Below are 16,702 nucleotides of genomic sequence, written 5' to 3' on the forward strand. Positions count from 1 at the left end.
CCCCATGGCACCACGGCTCCCCCACAAAAGGCGCATCGTCGCCGCGATCGACCAGGGCACCACGTCCACGCGCTGCATGCTTTTCGACGACCACGGCCAGATCATCGCCTCGTCCCAGCTGGAACACGAGCAGATCTTTCCCCGGCCGGGGTGGGTGGAGCACGATCCGCTGGAAATTTGGGCGAACACCCGCCGCGTCATGGCTGATGTGTTGGCGCGCAGCGAGGTCACGGGCGATGACATTGCCGCGGTGGGAATTACGAATCAGCGTGAGACGACCGTAGTCTGGGACAAGGCCACTGGCCAACCGGTATACAACGCGATCGTGTGGCAGGATACCCGAACGTCGGAGATTTGCGCGGACCTGGACCCAGCAGATTTCGCCAAGACTGGCCTGCCGGTGTCTACCTACTTCTCGGGCCCCAAGATCAAGTGGATTCTGGACAATGTGCCGGGCGCCCGCGAGCGGGCAGAGTCGGGAGAGTTGCTATTCGGCACCATTGAGTCGTGGCTGATCTGGAATCTCACCAAGGGCGAGCACGTCACGGACATCACCAACGCTTCCCGCACGATGCTCATGGATTTGGAAACGGGAGCATGGGCCCCAGAGCTAGCACGACAGCTCAAGATCCCCACCAAGATGCTGCCGAAAATCGTTTCGAACTCCCAGGTCATTGGCCGCATCAAACGAATTCACGGCTTTGCCAATGTGCCGATCGCTGGCGTCCTCGGAGACCAGCAGGCCGCCACCTTCGGCCAAGCCTGCCTCGAGCCCGGAGAAGTGAAAAACACCTACGGAACCGGCAATTTCCTCCTGCTCAACACCGGAACGGAGATCAAGCGCTCCACCCATGGCCTGATCTCCACCGTGGCGTACAAACTGGGCAACGAGCCCACCGTGTACGCACTCGAGGGTTCCATCGCCGTCACCGGTTCACTTATCCAGTGGTTGCGGGACAATCTGGGATTGATTGCGCAGGCCAGCGACGTCGAGAAGCTAGCAACGAGCGTGCCCGACAACGGCGGTTGCTACATTGTCCCCGCGTTTTCTGGGCTGCTCGCGCCGTATTGGCGGGAGGACGCGCGCGGCGTGATCTGCGGACTGACACGGTTTCACACTAAGGCTCACTTCGCCCGGGCGGCGTTGGAGGCCACCGCGTATCAAACGCGCGAGGTGGTGGAGGCCATGAACCAGGACACGGGCATCCCCATCACCGCGCTGAAGGCGGACGGTGGCATGGTCGAAAACGCGCTACTCATGCAGTTCCAGGCCGATCAGTTGGGCGTCCCCGTGACCGTCCCAGCGATCACGGAGACCACGGCGCTTGGAGCTGCGTATGCGGCGGGCCTGGCGGTGGGCGTCTACAAGTCACTGTCCGAGATCCGCGCGATGTGGCGCGAACAGGTCACCTACCAGCCCCAGCCCTCCGACCCTGCGCTTTTCGACGGCTGGAAGCTGGCAGTCCACAAGAGCTTCGCGCCGTGAGGTCCCTTGGTCACGAGTCGGCGCTGCGCTCCATCGCCCGAGTAGTGCGCGAAACGACGACTCCCACCGACCCTGATGTCGCTGTGCAGACTATTGCCGAACAGTTGCGCTCAGGAAACGTGCTCGTGGTGACGGGCGCGGGCGTATCCACTGACTCCGGCATCCCGGACTACCGCGGCCCCAACGGTTCCCTGAACAGGCATCGCCCGATGACTTACCAGGAGTTTCGCTATGACCCGGACGCGCTCCAGCGGTATTGGGCTCGTTCTTTTGTGGGTTGGCGCCACATGGATGAGGCGCGACCAAACCGCACTCACTTTGCCTTGGCCGAATTGGAGCACGCCGGTCTGCTCAGCGGGATTATCACCCAGAATGTAGACGGTCTGCACGTTGAAGCTGGATCCCGAAACGTGCTGGCCTTGCACGGTTCCTTGGCACAGGTGGTGTGCCTTTCCTGCGGGCACCTTGAGGACCGTCATCAGCTCGATGCCCGCATCGAGCTCGCGAACCCCGGATTCGCTCCCACGTATGACGCAACGCAGGTCAACCCCGATGGCGATGTTGCGCTTTCCGAGTCCGATGTTGCACAGTTCAAACTGGTCGGATGCGTTCGCTGCGGCTCGGTCCTGTTAAAGCCCGACGTGGTCTACTTCGGGGAGCCGGTGCCAGCCCAGCGCAAGGAAACACTGGCCGACATGCTGGCTTCGGCGAGCTCGGTCCTCGCCGTGGGTACCTCGCTAGCCGTAATGAGCGGGTACCGCATCGCGCTGGACGCACTGAAGCAGGGCAAGACGGTCAATGTGATTAACGGTGGGCCAGGTAGAGCCGACCCCAAGGCCACCGTGTTGTGGCGCACTGGGGTGGGGCCAGCCTTTGACGCGTTGCTCGATGAGCTGGATATCTAGGCCACTGCCCTATTCCACAACCAGCAACAGGTCGTTTCCTTCTACCTTGGTCGGCTGCAGTAGCACGACGCGTGAGACTGTACCGTCGATAGGTGCGGTGATCGTGGCTTCCATCTTCATCGCCTCGATGACCGCCACTGGATCGCCCGCGGACACCGAATCGCCCTCGGCAACGGTCACCGTCACAGCGCCCGCAAACGGCGCGGCCACGTGGCCCTTCACACCAGGAGTCGCCTTCTCCGCAGCTGCCACGACCGACTCGACGCTGCGATCTCGAACCTCCATCGGGCGAACCTGGCCGTTCACGGTCAGCATCACCTTGCGCATGCCCTTTTCATTTGGCTCTGAAATCGCATCCAGGCGCACGAGGAGAACGCGCTTATCGGCCAGGTGAATAGTGGTTTCTTCGCCAGGAACCAGTCCGTAAATGAACTCGCGATCCTCCAGAATCGAGGTATCGCCGAAGAGTCGACGGTGTTCGGCGAATTCAGCGGCGGGCTTCGGGAAGAGTAGTCGGTCCAGGGCGCCGCGTCGAGAAGCACCCGACTCTTCTAGGAAAGCAGCCTCAGCCTCTGGAACTTCGGACACTGCAGCTGCAGGTCCGCGTCCCTCCAGTGCACGCTCACGCAGCAGTGGCCAACCGCCAGGCGGGGTGCCGAGCTCACCGCGCAAGAAACCAATGACGGAGTCCGGGATGTCGTACTTCTGTGGATCTGCCGCGAACTCAGCAGCGGTGACTCCCCTGCCCACCAGATGCAGCGCTAGGTCTCCGACCACCTTGGATGACGGCGTCACCTTGGTCGGGCGACCGAGAATCTCGTTTACACCTGCGTAGGCGTCTTCAATGAGTTCGAAGCGGTCCGCCAAACCCAGCGCCACTGCCTGAGCACGCAGATTCGATAGCTGGCCGCCCGGAATCTCGTGGCGGTACACGCGACCGGTTGGCCCAGGGGTGCCAGACTCAAACGGGGCGTAGATCTGACGCACGGCCTCCCAGTACGGCTCGAGGTCACACACGGCTTGCAAGGACAGCCCAGTGTCCCGTTCGGTGTCCGCGAAGGCCGCCACCAGCGCCGACATCGACGGCTGGGAGGTTGTGCCGGACAGCGGAGCGGAAGCCACATCGACGATGTCCGCGCCTGCGTGCGCTGCCGCGAGATAGGTCGCTAGCTGGCCACCTGCGGTGTCATGAGTGTGGACGTGGACCGGCAGGTCGAAGCGCTCGCGCAGGGCCGTCACCAAGCGGGCAGCCGCTGCTGGACGCAGCAGGCCGGCCATGTCCTTGATCGCCAGCACATGTGCGCCGGTATCCACGATCTGCTCAGCAAGACGCAGATAGTAGTCCAGGGTGTACAAGTCCTCGCGCGGGCTCAGTAGATTGCCGGAGTACGCCATCGCGACTTCAGCCACCGCGGTATTCGTCGCCAACACGGCGTCGATGGCAGGACGCATCTGCGAAACATCGTTCAGAGCATCAAAGATGCGGAAGATATCCACGCCAGAAGCCGCGGCCTCCTCCACGAATGCCGTGGTCACCGACTCCGGGTACGGGGTGTAGCCCACCGTATTACGTCCGCGCAGCAGCATCTGAATCGGCACATTCGGCATCGCCTTTCGCAGCTGATCCAAGCGCTCCCATGGGTCTTCGTGCAGGAAGCGCATGGCTACGTCGTAGGTTGCGCCGCCCCACGCTTCCACGGAAAACAGATTCGGGGTGAGCCGTGCAACGGCGCCGGCGGCGTCGACAAGTGCTTTGGTGCGCACGCGGGTGGCCAGCAGGGATTGGTGCGCGTCGCGGAAGGTGGTGTCGGTAACGGCCAAGCCTTCCTTGGCACGGACCTGCTCAGCAAAGGCGCGCGGGCCGAGCTTAAGGAGCTCGTCGCGGGTGCCGGTCGGCATTGCGCCAGGCAGCGCGGGCAGCTTATCGACGGCCCTGACCCCGGTCCCCGGCAGTCCGTGCGGCCTGTTCACCGTCACGTCCGCGAGATAGTCCAAGATGCGGCCGGCCTCATCGTCCGCCGGCGGCGCGGACAGCAGCCACGGGTGCTCCTGGATGAACGAGGTGGCCACGCGCTTGGTGGTGAAGTCTTCTTCGCGCAGCAGAGCGCGGAGGAAGCCGATGTTGGTGGCGACTCCGGAGATGTGGAATTCGTTGAGAGCGCGCTGGGCGCGGGCGACAGCGGTGGCGAAGTCGGCGCCACGGCAGGTCATCTTGACCAGCATGGAATCAAAGTGGGCGGTGATTTCGCCGCCGAGCATGGCTGCGCCGTCCAGTCGCACACCTGCGCCACCTGGGCTGCGATAGGCGGTAATGGTGCCGGTGTCTGGGCGGAAACCGTTTGCCGGGTCTTCGGTGGTGATACGGCATTGTAGAGCTGCACCATGAGTCTTAATCTTGTCCTGCACCAGCCCCAGGTCCGGGAGCGAGGCACCGGCTGCGAGCTGCATCTGAGACTTCACCAAGTCCACCTGAGTGACTTCCTCGGTGACGGTGTGTTCAACCTGGATGCGCGGGTTCATCTCGATGAACACGTGATTGCCCTGCTCATCCACCAGGAATTCCACGGTGCCGGCACCTTGGTAGCCAATGTGCTGGCAGAACTTCACGGCATCGGCGCAGATGCGGTCACGCAGCTGGGGATCCAAGTGCTGGGCCGGGGCGATTTCGACAACCTTTTGATGGCGACGCTGGAGTGAGCAGTCACGCTCGAAGAGGTGGATGACATTGCCGTGCTTGTCGGCAAGGATCTGCACCTCAATGTGCTGCGGGTTAATGACCGCGCGCTCGAGATAGACGCGATCATCACCAAACGCCGACAGCGCCTCACGGGAGGCCTCTGCTGCGAGTTCACGCAGCTTGTCCTCCGAAGGGATGAAGCGCATACCGCGCCCGCCGCCACCTGCCACAGCCTTCACAAATAGCGGGTAAGTTTGGCCTTCAGCCTGGCGTACCAGCTCATCGATGTCAGAAGTAGGTGCAGACTCGTCCAACGTTGGCAGCCCAGCGGCCCGAGCGGCTGATACTGCAGCGGCCTTGTCTCCAGTCAGTTCCAAGACTTCCGGGGTTGGACCGATAAAAGTGATGCCATTTTCCGCACATTCACGCGCCAATTGGGCATTTTCCGAGAGGAATCCATAGCCGGGGTACACCGCGTCTGCCCCAGACTCACGTGCTGCTCGGATGATCTCATCGATGTCCAGATATGCCTTAACCGGGGACCCTTCTGTGCCGATCCGAATCGCCTCCGAAGCGAAAGGACGGTGGAAAGAGTTACGGTCCTCCACCGGGAAGAGTGCGACGGTTTCCGCGCCGATTTCGTAGGCGGCACGGAAGGCACGAACGGCGATTTCGCCACGGTTGGCCACCAGGACTTTGGCGAAGCTGGCGGTGGACTGATGAGAAGTCATGCATCAACCTTTCAAGATGACGGCGTGACGGTGGTCACTATAGCCCCATAGTAACTTAGATCACGTTATTGCGTATAGCCGATTCGCAAGCTTTGCAGACTAGGGTGTTGATGGTGACTTTCCGCATCTGGACTCTGGCAGCCACAGCCCTCTTGGCGCTCGCCTCGTGCAGCACCGACACACCGCACGATGCCCTGGCCCGACTCAAACCCGAACCCGGCCCAAGCATCACTCTGCCGGCCAGCGAACTGCTCGCTCCAGATGCCCAGACCTTCCTTGTAGTCTGCCCCGGGGTGCCCGCTGATACCGTCTCCGAGATCGCTGGTGACTCCGTCAAAGTTCCTGGCGAAGGATACGACCCCGTGCTCAACTCCTTCGTCGTCCTCACTTCGGACGGCAGCGTGGTGACCCAGCGCTTCGCCATCGAAGAGATCGATCTGTGCAGCCGTGGATATAGCGATCCCTTGACCAAAAGAGAAGCGTCCCTCCCCTTGACCTTCGTCAAGGAGGGGACGCAGTGGCTGCTGACAGCTAATTAGTCCAGGTCGTCGTGGGTGACCAGCTGGCGGGCAGCCTCAGTGATGGAACCCGACAGTGATGGGTACACCGCGAAGGTACCGGCGAGGTCTGCCACCGTAAGGCGGTTGGTCACGGCCACGGCGATCGGCAGAATCAACTCGGAGGCGGTCGGAGCAACCACGACGCCACCGATGATCTGGCCCGATGCCTGGCGGCAGAACAATTTGACGAAGCCGTGGCGGATACCGCGCATCTTCGCGCGAGCGTTCGTAGCCAGCGGCAGCATGATGGTACGAGCGTTGACCTTGCCCTCAGCAACTTCTTGCTGGGTAATGCCCACGGCGGCGATCTCTGGACGCGTGAACACGGCTGTTGCCACGGTCTTCAGGCGAATCGGGGACACGCCTTCGCCCAGCGCGTGGTACATGGCGATGCGACCCTGCATTGCTGCCACGGAGGCCAGCGGGAACAGGTCGGTGCAGTCACCAGCGGCGTAGATACCTGCCACGGAAGTACGGGAAACGCGGTCGACCTTGATGTGGCCCGATGGCGCTACGTCAACACCGACGGTATCCAGACCCAGGTCCTTGGTGTTCGGCACGGAGCCCACCGTCATCAGTACGTGCGAGCCCTTGATCTCGCGGCCGTCGGAGGTGCGCACGACCACGACATCGTCGCTTTCGTACTCGACCTTTTCCACGCGAGCGTGCTTTTCCAGGTGAACACCCTTTTCCGCAAGCACAGTTTCGAGGACGTCGGCGGCATCGGCGTCGTCGTGAGGCAGAATGCGGTCACGGGAAGCGACCATGGTGACTTTCACACCTAGCTGAGCGTAGGCGGAAACGAACTCAGCACCAGTCACACCGGAGCCGACCACGATCAGGTGCTCCGGAACCTCGGTGAGGTCGTATACCTGGCGCCAGTTGAGGATGCGGTTGCCATCTGGCTCGGCGCCCTTGAGCACGCGTGGCGACGCGCCGGTGGCGATCAGCACCAGGTCAGTTTCCAGCACCTCGGTGCCACCGTCGCACAAATCAACGTGGATGTAGTGAGTGACCTGCTTGTTGCTGTGGTCGTCGAAACGCGCGCGGCCATTGATCACGCGCACGCCCGCGCGACGCATCTGCGCGAGAATGTCCGAGGACTGCGCCTGAGCGAGTTCCTTCACGCGCTGATTAATGCTGCCGATGTGCATGAGCTCACGCGCACCGTCGATCTCAGTGAAGATGCCGGTGGTCGCGATGAAGGACTTAGATGGGACGCAGTCGATGATCACGGCAGAACCGCCCAGACCCTGGTCTTCCACCAGGGTGACGTCGGCGCCGTACTTCGCCCCCGCCAGTGCAGCTTCATATCCAGCAGGACCGCCGCCGATGATGACGATTCGATTGGTCACTTAAAACTTCCTCCACGCGTGAAAAGTTATAGGTTGCACGGGCTAGCTTAGCCGACTTCGGAGAGCCTTAGCTGTCCAGAGCAAAATTCTGGGCCAGCGCGCCGAACAATCGCACGCCCACGCCGATGCAGCGGGGATCCACCACCAGGTCGGCGCGGTGCAGGTCAAACTTCTCTCCGGCGCCACTCCAACAGCCCAAACGGGCCATCGCACCGGGTACATGCTCGAGGTACCACGAGAAATCCTCCCCTCCGGAAGACTGTGGTGCCTCCACCACGCTCACGGGATCGATCCCCTGTGCGGCTGAGACCAACATCGCGGTGGAGACATCGTCGTTGACCACCGGTGGCACTCCCTTGGTGTACCGGATATCAAAATTGCAGCCCGTAGGCGCCAAAATCTGAGTAACCAGTTCCCTGACCAACGGCTCGATGGTGCGCCACACTCCGATGTCAGCGGTGCGGATGGTTCCCGCGATCGTCCCATGCTCTGGGATTGCATTGGCAGCATAACCAGCGTTGATCGCGCCGAACACCATGACGGTGCCCGTCCGCGGATCAACCCGGCGCGACAGCAGCGCTGGCAGCTGCGTAACCACCAGGGACAGCGCATAGACCACATCTACGGTCATGTGTGGACGCGAGGAATGCCCGCCAGGGCCGGTGACACGCACCTCAACGATGTCTCCAGCAGAAGTGATGGCACCCGCGCGGGCCCCGATCAGCCCGACCCGGAGCTTGGGTTCGGCGTGAAGGGCGAAGATCTGGTCGACCCCGTCCAACCCGCCCCAGGCGATAACTTCCTGAGCCCCGCCATCCATGACTTCCTCCGCAGGTTGGAAGATGACGCGAACGCCGGTGCGCAGCGGATAGGTACTGAGCGCAACGGCCGTCGCTAAGGCAACGGTGGTGTGCACATCGTGACCGCACGCGTGCATGACGCCGGCGTGCACCGATGCAAAGGACAAACCGGTGTGCTCATCGATCGGCAGGGCATCGATGTCAGCACGGAAAGCAATCCGTGGACCTGCTGCCGGACCGAGATCGACCATGAGTCCCGTGCCTGGGAAGAGTTGGGGTTCCAGGCCATGCTCGCGCAGGGTGCGCGCGAGGAATGCGGTGGTGTCGTATTCCATATGGGATAGCTCGGGATGCTGGTGCAGGTGGTGCCGCCAGGAATGCACCGTGTCCTCATTGGCTGCCAGCCAAGAGTCAATGTGGGTGCGGATCGTCGTCATTTTATGCTTCCTCCTGCTACGAAGTTTAGCTAAAGCGACTAAGTTGGTGATATGTCCCAGCCTCGTGAGCTCACCTTTGGTACCGCGGGTATGCGCGCCCCGATCGGTCCTGCGCCGGATCAGATGAATGTCATGCAGATTACGCGCATCACCGCAGGTCTGGCAGCTTGGCTTTCCCAAACCATCGGCCAGGAGCGCAACAGTCATCCGCACACCCCGCACATGTCCTTGTTCAGTCAGGAGGGACCACTGCGGGTGGTCGTCGGCTATGACGCTCGCTACGGCTCCCCCAATTTTGCGGCTGCCGCAGCAGAGGTGTTTGCCGGCGCGGGTTTCGAAGTCACCTTGCTGCCCGCACCCGCTCCGACCCAGCTGATCCCATGGTTGATCCGATCCCGCGGGCTCGATGCCGGTGTGCAAATCACGGCCTCGCATAATCCTGCGGGCTACAACGGTTACAAGGTGTATTTCTCCGACGGTCGGCAAATCCACGGACCCGATGAACGGGCAATTGAGGACGCCATCAGGCTTATCGACGATCCGCTGCAGGTCCCCCGGGTCATGGTGCGCCCTACCACTGACCAGTTGCGTCGCTACATCGATGATGTGGTCGATCTCATCGCCCCGCCCCAGGCCGACCTGCTGCGGGTGAACAATGAACGCGCAGCTCTCAAGGTGGCATATACCGCCATGCATGGGGTCGGCGGTCGCTCCCTGACCCAGGCCCTACAGGCCGCAGGTTTCGCACAAATCTTCCCGGTTCCGGCGCAGCACTACCCGGATCCGCTCTTTCCTACCGTCAGCTTCCCGAACCCTGAAGAGCCCGGCGCGACGGACCTGCTGCTCGAGACGGCGCGTGAGTACGACGCGGATATCATGATCGCCCTGGATCCAGATGCTGACCGCTGCGCGGTGGGATACCGCCGTCCTGATGGCTCCCACGTCATGCTGCGTGGCGACGACCTTGGCCCGCTCCTCGCGATCCGGCTCGCCCCTCGGATCGAGGCCACAAAGCGCCCGGTCGTGGCTACTTCCGAGGTCAGCTCACGACTACTTTCGCATATCGCGAATGATCGCGGCTGGGATTACCGGGAGACGTGCACAGGGTTCAAGCACTTGATCCGAGCTGCGGACGAGACTTCTGGCACGCTCGCATTTGCCTACGAAGAAGCGATCGGCACGGCGCCTGCCCCCGACCTCGTGGGAGACAAGGACGGCATCGCCACTGCCCTGTTCGCCTGTGATTGGGCTGCTGAGCTCAAGGCGCAGGGACTTACCTTCGCTGACGAGCTCAACTCCCTGTACAAACGGTACGGCCGGTTTCGCGGTACACAGATCGCGGTGCGATCCTCGGATCCACACGGGCTCATCGTGGCCTTGCGTAGCCACACCCCGGACACTCTTGCCGGTGTGCCAGTAACCGCTGAGAAGCTACACTGCTCGGAAGGCGTGCTTTTCGAGGGCTATGGCGTGCGTGCGCTGGCGCGCACCTCCGGCACTGAAAATAAGGCGAAATTCTATCTAGAAGTGCATCAGCCATGGGAGGCGGAAAATACCGAAGAGCTACTCGATCAGCTCAAGGCTGATGTTGAGCGGCTCGTCGAGCGGTTGTAGCGAGCTCCTTTTTCGCCCCTGTCGGATGTGGCAATGCAGACTATAGAAAATCCGGCAAAACGTCAGACTGCATTACCAAATCCCGCAGGGGTTCTCTCATTTGAAGCGGCCGTTACAGGTGGATGTTGCGGGGACCGTAGAGGCGGTCTCCGGCGTCGCCAAGCCCGGGCACGATGTAAGCATCGCTGTTGAGCTCAGGGTCGATAGTCGCGGTGACCAGACGTACCGGCAGGCCAGAATTTGCGAGAGCATCAACACCTTCTTGCGCGGACACCATGCAGACGGCCGTGATATCGGTTGCGCCGCGGTCAGCGAGCAGGCGGATAGCGTGCAGGAGCGAGCCGCCGGTGGCGAGCATTGGGTCAACCACGAAGACAGTGCGTCCGCTGAGGTCTTCAGGTAGCGCCTCCAAGTATGGGACAGGCTCGTGGGTGTCCTCATCGCGCGCCAGGCCGATGAAACCAACCTGGGCGTCAGGGATCATCGACAAGGCCGGGTCCACCATGCCGAGTCCGGCGCGGATAACTGGCACGATAATCGGCGGGTCTTGGAGCCGGGTGCCCTGGGCAACCGCGACGGGGGTCTGGCAATCGAAGTGCTCGACGGCCAGGTCACGGGAGGCTTCGTAGATGAGCATGGCGCCGAGATCGGCGAGGGCGGCGCGGAAAGTGGCGTTGTTGGAACGCTCGTCACGCATGATCGTAAGGCGGGAGGCGGCCAGCGGGTGTTCGACAATATGAATGTCCATACAAAAAAGTTTAGGCCAGAGTGCAACCTTTTCGGGGGTTCCGTCAGTCTAACTAAGTGTGAGCCTTTTACATTTTGACGCCAATATCGCCCGCGAACTAGTCCGCCAAACCGATCACTTAACCGCCACTATCCACCCCGCCAGCGCTGTGACAAGCAACGACGATGACTTTGCCACCGCGCTTGTCGACGCCATCGACCGCACCAACACCCAGACCCGCCACCTTGCCGACTACCTACAAAGAGTGGCAGAAAACTCTTCCCGCGTCATTGCCCACGCCGAGAATCACGATGCGGGGCTGGGACACACCTTGGAGGCGTTCTAATGATCGATCTTGTTAGCCCACTGAAAGCCATCGATGCGTTGGTCCCCGGCCCAATTGAACTTGCTGTGTCGGAGCTGCCCTCTCTCAGCCCGGCTCAGGAGCTAGCTCGCACGCTTGGCGCCGACCCGACCGCGGTGACGGCCTTGTACACCCTGGTGACGGTTGGCCGTGAGCGTGTCGGCTCGATCGTCGAAGAAGCCAAGCCCTTGCTCCTTGCAGCCGGCCGGGACCTTTTCGACATCGGCGCTGATTTCCTGCGATCCGCCATCCGCATTATCCCAAGTATGTTTCTGCCGATTCCCGGTGCTCGGGCGAAAGCACTCGCCGAGCTGTCCGTGTTAACGTTCTCAGCTCTCGCCCAGGCTAAACAGCGCATTGACAACCTCGCGCAGGAGCTGGCTCCGCTGGTGCTGCAGCTGTCGAAGGTTGGCACCGAGCCCGTCGCTGAGCTGCCGCCACCGGTGCTCGAGCCCACTGCCACACCGTCGGCCGAGCCGGTCTTCACACCCAGTTCCCACGAGACAAGTTCGAATGCCCAGGGAGAGTCAGCTGTGCAAGCAGCCCTGACCCAGCTGGGCACGCCCTATGTCTGGGGTGGCACTACCCCGGGAGTTGGTTTTGACTGCAGTGGTTTTACTCAATGGGCGTGGCGGCAGGCCGGAGTGGAGCTCCCACGGCTCGCGGAAGAGCAGACCATCGGCCGACCGGTGGCCCACAACGAGCTGCAGGCCGGGGACCTCGTTGTGTGGGATGGTCACGTGGCTATGTACGACGGAAATGGCCACATCATCGAGGCTGGCGACCCGGTTTCCCGCAACCCTTTGCGCCAAACCAACATGGGAATGGCTTTCAAGGGTTATTACAGGCCAACCGGCTAAATACGGCTACTATTACAACTTATGGCACAAACTGAAGGCATCGTTCCCGTCAAGATTTCCCTTACCGAAGGCGATTTCTACACGCTGTGGGCCCCAACCTGGAAGGAACACGGCGCCGAGTGGCAGGCGTTCCTCGGTAGTGGCGAGCACGTGTACTTCTTTAGCTCCCCGGCCGAGCTGCTGGCGTTCCTGCAACAGGGCGGCAAGCACGATCTGCTGACGCACCCACAGTGGCGCACCTTTGAAGATAAGGGCACTCTGCGCGTGGTCCCCACCAAACGGGACACTTACGATGTTGTCGGCACCCCGGACTTCCTCGCCGGTCGCCCATCCTTCGAGAATGTCTCCGGTACCGCGCGGGCTTTCGCCATCGTGCGCGGGCTTGCCGACGTCCTCGACATCGAAACGGTTCGAGAGTTTTTCGGCAGCTACTCCATCTTGGGCAACGTCGACCGCGGCGTTGACCACTTCGGGCAGGAGGCCGGACTCGGCGAATGGTCTGCCATTGGCCGCACCGTCCTGAAGAACTGGGACAACGTCGTAGACGCCCTGGATGCCGCAGTGCACACCCCAGATGTCGACGAGGCTGCCGTGGCAGCTGCGGAAGAGGACATCACCGCAGCTGAAAAGGCCGCCGAGGAAGCCCGCGTGCAGGCAGAACAGTCGGAAGAAGAAGCTGCGGCAGCAGTCGACCCGTACGACACCACCATGTGGGGCGCCAGCGGCATCGACCCGATCAAAATCGCCATCGACGGCCGCGTCGTGTACACCTTGCGCACCTACTTGGGCAAGAGCCCCGTATTTTTGGGGCGCTTCGGCGAGATTTTCACGTTCTCCAACCCGAAGTCGCTGCTGCGCTGGCTGGTCGAGCACGGCGAACACGACCTAGCCAAGGTGGCAACCTGGCAGGATGTCATGGACGAGGTCAACGGCGGCACCGCCGAAATCGTCGTGCACCCGGTGAACATGTACTCCTTCAACGGCCTGGCCAAGGACATCGCAAAGGGGCCACAGGAAGTCGACACCGAACAGATGCGCCAGGCATACGAACTGCTTGCGGACGCTGCCGACTGGGCTGACGATGACTCCCTGAACTCCTTGCTCCTGGCCAACCCGGGCCTGCAGGACTACATCTCCTACATGCTCGGTGCCCGCTCGACCTACCTGCCATCCGCGCCTTACACCGATGAAGCCACCGGTTGGACCCAGTTGGAAGAGTCCTTGACCAAGCGGTTCAGCAAAATCTAGAGCTCGTCTTCGCTCTCAGCGCTGTCGACCAAGTCTTCGGCGAAGCGCTGGTAGGCAGGAGCAATGCGCTCCTGCAGGATGGTGCGTCGCAGCTCGATCGGGGCGAATGCCGCCTCGATTGCGTTGACGGTGAGGTCAAAGAGTTCTTCGAGTCCGTAGTCAAACCCTTCAACCAAGAGTGTCATTTCCTCGGTAAGGGTCGGGCCGCACGGGTTCAAAGTGCAGTTGAATCCCAGTTGCTGCAATAGTGGCAATGGGTGATCGCCTACTTCTTCCACCACCCCGGAGGTAACGTCGGCGCTCAGTGACAACTCGAGCGGAATTTCCCGGTCACGCACGTACGTCGACAACGCCCCCGCGGAAATGCCTTCCAGCTCCACAGTGAAATCCTCGTAAAGACTAATTGCACCGGCAATACGATCGGCGCCGGCGACAACGGCCGCGTACAAAGACTGCAATCCTTCTCCGACATTGGCTGCAACCGTGAACGGAAGGAAATTCTCGCGCAGGTACTGGACTAGCTGCGGGTCTGGATCCCCTTCAAGAGCACACCCCACCACGATTCCTCGATGCGCAGCCGCCAGCTCAGCATCTGCCAACGAATCAATGGCCACGACAATGCGAGCCACAATGCTTTGCTCAGCAGCGGTCACCGCATGCAAGGCCGCATGGAGTTCTTCTTCATTAGCGACGCGGACGCTCAACTCGGCATAGACGACTCCGTCGTCGACAAGCGCTTGCAGCTGTTGGCCCACCTCACCGGCAGCGACGAGGTGCCGCAGCACCACCTTGGGCAGCTCGGCCACAATATCCTGGCCGATGGACTTGAATTCTGGGCTGATCTCGACTTCTTCGTGCATGCGCTCCAGCTTAGGGCACGGAAGGCGGGGAACCCTTTTTCGCAACCTCGGCGCCGGCGAGGCGGTCGTGGCTGCCCTGACGACCGTCCGGAGTGAAACTCATGACGTAGACAATGGCAGCAATCGCCGAAATCACGCTGCCAAGTAACGGAACAACCGAGACGAGACGCCACCAATTGCGCTGCGCCGACTGCCCCCAGGACAAATGATTCCCTGTCGCCACGTCACGCACCGTGTAGCCGAACAGCAACTTCGCCGGCGTAGCACCGAATTGAACTTCGCAGCCCACGTAGTATCCGATCAACAGGAGTGCACTGAAGATGGATGAGACTAGGTACTCATCAGTGATCCCGGCCATTCCAATACCGATGGCGGCGGTTAGGCAGCCATCAAGCAGCGTCATGCCGACACGGGCTGCCCCAGTGGGATAGTTCGACTGGACAGGCAGCTGGATGGGCATGGCCGCCGGGTACGCAGCCGCCTGCATCGGCAGTGGCGCTGCCTGCTGAGGCTGCACCGGCTGCACGAAGGGATTGACCGTCGGTGGTTGCTGGTAATACGCCTGGGGCCGTGGCTGCGGCTGTTGCTGTGCCTGCGGCGATGCCGCAAAAGGATTGGCCGGAGGAGTGACCAGTGGCCACGAGCCGAAATCTGCGAGATACTCCAGCTCGTGCGGAGTGACTGGACGGTTGATACGAACTGCGTCGTCGTAAAGCGTGCGGATTTCGGGGTGAGCAAGAATTCCATAGGCCATGCGCAGTCGCTGGATTTCCGGGGAGTTTTCCGGGTGACCTAGCTGCTGAAGGCGGACCTCCAGCGCGGCCAGCTTCACGCCCTGGGCCGAGCAGTCTTCGTTCGGATCTAGATGGAACTCTTGATACAGATTCACAGATACTATTTTACTTTTTACGCAGCATCGAAGCTACTGCCGCACTACCCGCCAGACCGAGAGCCGCACCAACGCCTGCCCACGCTGCCTTCGGTGCCCCCTCCTTCACCTCATTACGAACACGAATCACGGCAGGTTCGGGAACCTCGACTACTGCCTGTGCCAACGACTCCTCGGTCGTCGCAGCCCACGCCGAGCAGTACAGCAGGATGCGCCAAATGAAGTACAGCAAGACCATGACACCAATGATCGGGCCGAAAGTAGCGCCCGCCGGGTTGGAAAGCCCGTTGGAGAAGAACATGTTTGCGAGCTGCTTGAAAATCTCGAAGGCAACGGCACCGATCATGGCAGCGTGGAGCGCAGACTTCATCGGGACCTTAACGCGTGGCATGTACTTGATCAGCCAAAAGAAGACGAAGAAGTTGGCGATCAAACCGACCACGATGGCTACCACCACAGACATGATCGAAATACCAGGGATGTGGCTGAGGCCCACTCGATCGATCACCGTCGCGGTCAGACCGGAAGCGCCGACTGCGGTGACGCCAAAGGCAACAACGAAAGACACGAGAAGACCAAGCAGCCCAATGAGGTCCTTTAGCTTCGTCGAAAAGAAGTTCTCCTTGGTCGGATCAACCTTCCACATTTTGGATACGCCGTAGCGCAGGTTATTCATCCAGCCCAGTCCCGACCACAGCGCAGTCAGCGTACCGATACCGGCGATGGCGCCACGTTGCTCAATAGCGGTCTCCAGGATTTGGTTCAGCGTAGTGCCCATCTCGCCGGAAGCCATCTTTGCGATGCGCTCTTGGACCTGTGCGAGCAGATCAGGGTTGTTGACCAATGCAAAACCAAGTCCTGCAAAAAGGAGCATCAGGATCGGGAACATGGAAAGAACGGAAAAGTAAGTAATGCCCGCGGCGTACTGATTGCCGCCCATGGTTCCGAATCTCTCGTTCATTCGCATCACATGGTCGAACCATTCCCATTTCAGGCGGAGTTTGTCCACCATGCCTGGTTCATCCTGGTGAGTACGCTCGATGCCGTACTCGTCCGTGCGCTTCTCGTCGGCTTTGGTTACAGCGACCATGGTGGAACTCCTTGGGATTAATGAGGAAAAGCTCGTCCCCACCACAGTAGGCAGGAACGAGCTGGGTGTCAGCGGATGTGCAGTCGCTGGACACAATGT

14 protein-coding genes are annotated in these 16,702 nt (G+C 61.3%); 7 read left to right on the plus strand and 7 right to left on the minus strand.

Going from position 1 to position 16,702, the window contains the following annotated elements; translation table 11 throughout:
• Positions 1–4 precede the first annotated feature (4 nt).
• Positions 5–1,486, plus strand: coding sequence for a glycerol kinase GlpK (glpK, locus tag CKALI_RS09360; RefSeq protein ID WP_156193095.1), 1,482 nt, complete (start codon positions 5–7; stop codon positions 1,484–1,486).
• Entirely contained in the window at positions 1,483–2,391 is a 909-nt protein-coding gene (locus tag CKALI_RS09365; protein ID WP_156193096.1) for a Sir2 family NAD-dependent protein deacetylase, read from the plus strand. Before glpK ends, CKALI_RS09365 begins: the two co-directional genes overlap by 4 nt.
• A 9-nt stretch (positions 2,392–2,400) precedes the next feature.
• Here the strand turns inward: CKALI_RS09365 and CKALI_RS09370 are convergent, their stop codons facing one another.
• On the minus strand, positions 2,401–5,799 hold the full coding sequence (locus tag CKALI_RS09370; protein WP_156193097.1) for a pyruvate carboxylase: 3,399 nt from the start codon (positions 5,797–5,799) through the stop codon (positions 2,401–2,403).
• A gap of 110 nt (positions 5,800–5,909) precedes the next feature.
• Here CKALI_RS09370 and CKALI_RS09375 point away from each other — a divergent pair, with 110 nt between their 5' ends.
• Entirely contained in the window at positions 5,910–6,338 is a 429-nt protein-coding gene (locus tag CKALI_RS09375; protein WP_156193098.1) for a hypothetical protein, read from the plus strand.
• On the opposite strand, the gene CKALI_RS09380 is transcribed toward CKALI_RS09375, so the two are convergent.
• Both CKALI_RS09380 and CKALI_RS09385 read right to left on the minus strand, forming a co-directional pair.
• Positions 6,335–7,714 carry an NAD(P)H-quinone dehydrogenase gene (locus CKALI_RS09380; RefSeq protein ID WP_156193099.1) on the minus strand — a complete coding sequence of 460 codons (1,380 nt, stop codon included), beginning with the start codon at positions 7,712–7,714 and terminating at the stop codon, positions 6,335–6,337. The genes CKALI_RS09375 and CKALI_RS09380 overlap by 4 nt on opposite strands.
• Positions 7,715–7,781: 67 nt before the next feature.
• Entirely contained in the window at positions 7,782–8,951 is a 1,170-nt protein-coding gene (locus CKALI_RS09385) for an amidohydrolase (RefSeq protein WP_156193100.1), read from the minus strand.
• 51 nt (positions 8,952–9,002) lie between these two features.
• Between CKALI_RS09385 and CKALI_RS09390 the strand changes: the two genes are divergently transcribed.
• Entirely contained in the window at positions 9,003–10,565 is a 1,563-nt protein-coding gene (locus CKALI_RS09390; RefSeq protein ID WP_156193101.1) for a phospho-sugar mutase, read from the plus strand.
• A 112-nt stretch (positions 10,566–10,677) separates the two neighbouring features.
• Here the strand turns inward: CKALI_RS09390 and upp are convergent, their stop codons facing one another.
• Entirely contained in the window at positions 10,678–11,313 is a 636-nt protein-coding gene (gene upp, locus CKALI_RS09395) for a uracil phosphoribosyltransferase (RefSeq protein WP_156193102.1), read from the minus strand.
• Between the two features lie 58 nt (positions 11,314–11,371).
• Here upp and CKALI_RS09400 point away from each other — a divergent pair, with 58 nt between their 5' ends.
• Genes CKALI_RS09400 through CKALI_RS09410 form a run of 3 tightly spaced genes read left to right on the plus strand, consistent with a single transcriptional unit; the run spans position 11,372 to position 13,764 of the window.
• Positions 11,372–11,638, plus strand: coding sequence for a hypothetical protein (locus CKALI_RS09400; protein WP_156193103.1), 267 nt, complete (start codon positions 11,372–11,374; stop codon positions 11,636–11,638).
• Entirely contained in the window at positions 11,638–12,516 is an 879-nt protein-coding gene (locus CKALI_RS09405) for a C40 family peptidase (protein ID WP_156193104.1), read from the plus strand. The genes CKALI_RS09400 and CKALI_RS09405 overlap by 1 nt, the downstream gene beginning before the upstream one ends.
• 21 nt (positions 12,517–12,537) lie before the next feature.
• On the plus strand, positions 12,538–13,764 hold the full coding sequence (locus CKALI_RS09410) for a hypothetical protein (RefSeq protein ID WP_156193105.1): 1,227 nt from the start codon (positions 12,538–12,540) through the stop codon (positions 13,762–13,764).
• On the opposite strand, the gene CKALI_RS09415 is transcribed toward CKALI_RS09410, so the two are convergent.
• From CKALI_RS09415 to CKALI_RS09425, 3 genes are read right to left on the minus strand one after another with little or no spacing between them, the layout of a single operon-like run.
• Positions 13,761–14,624, minus strand: coding sequence for an amidohydrolase family protein (locus tag CKALI_RS09415; protein ID WP_156193106.1), 864 nt, complete (start codon positions 14,622–14,624; stop codon positions 13,761–13,763). The two genes, CKALI_RS09410 and CKALI_RS09415, sit on opposite strands and share 4 nt — an antisense overlap.
• Before the next feature lie 10 nt (positions 14,625–14,634).
• Positions 14,635–15,513, minus strand: coding sequence for an RDD family protein (locus CKALI_RS09420; protein WP_156193107.1), 879 nt, complete (start codon positions 15,511–15,513; stop codon positions 14,635–14,637).
• Between the two features lie 10 nt (positions 15,514–15,523).
• Positions 15,524–16,603, minus strand: a complete 1,080-nt coding sequence (locus tag CKALI_RS09425; protein ID WP_156193108.1) for a YhjD/YihY/BrkB family envelope integrity protein — start codon at positions 16,601–16,603, stop codon at positions 15,524–15,526.
• Positions 16,604–16,702 lie beyond the last annotated feature (99 nt).

This window comes from Corynebacterium kalinowskii (assembly GCF_009734385.1).
GTDB classification, from domain to species: domain Bacteria; phylum Actinomycetota; class Actinomycetes; order Mycobacteriales; family Mycobacteriaceae; genus Corynebacterium; species Corynebacterium kalinowskii.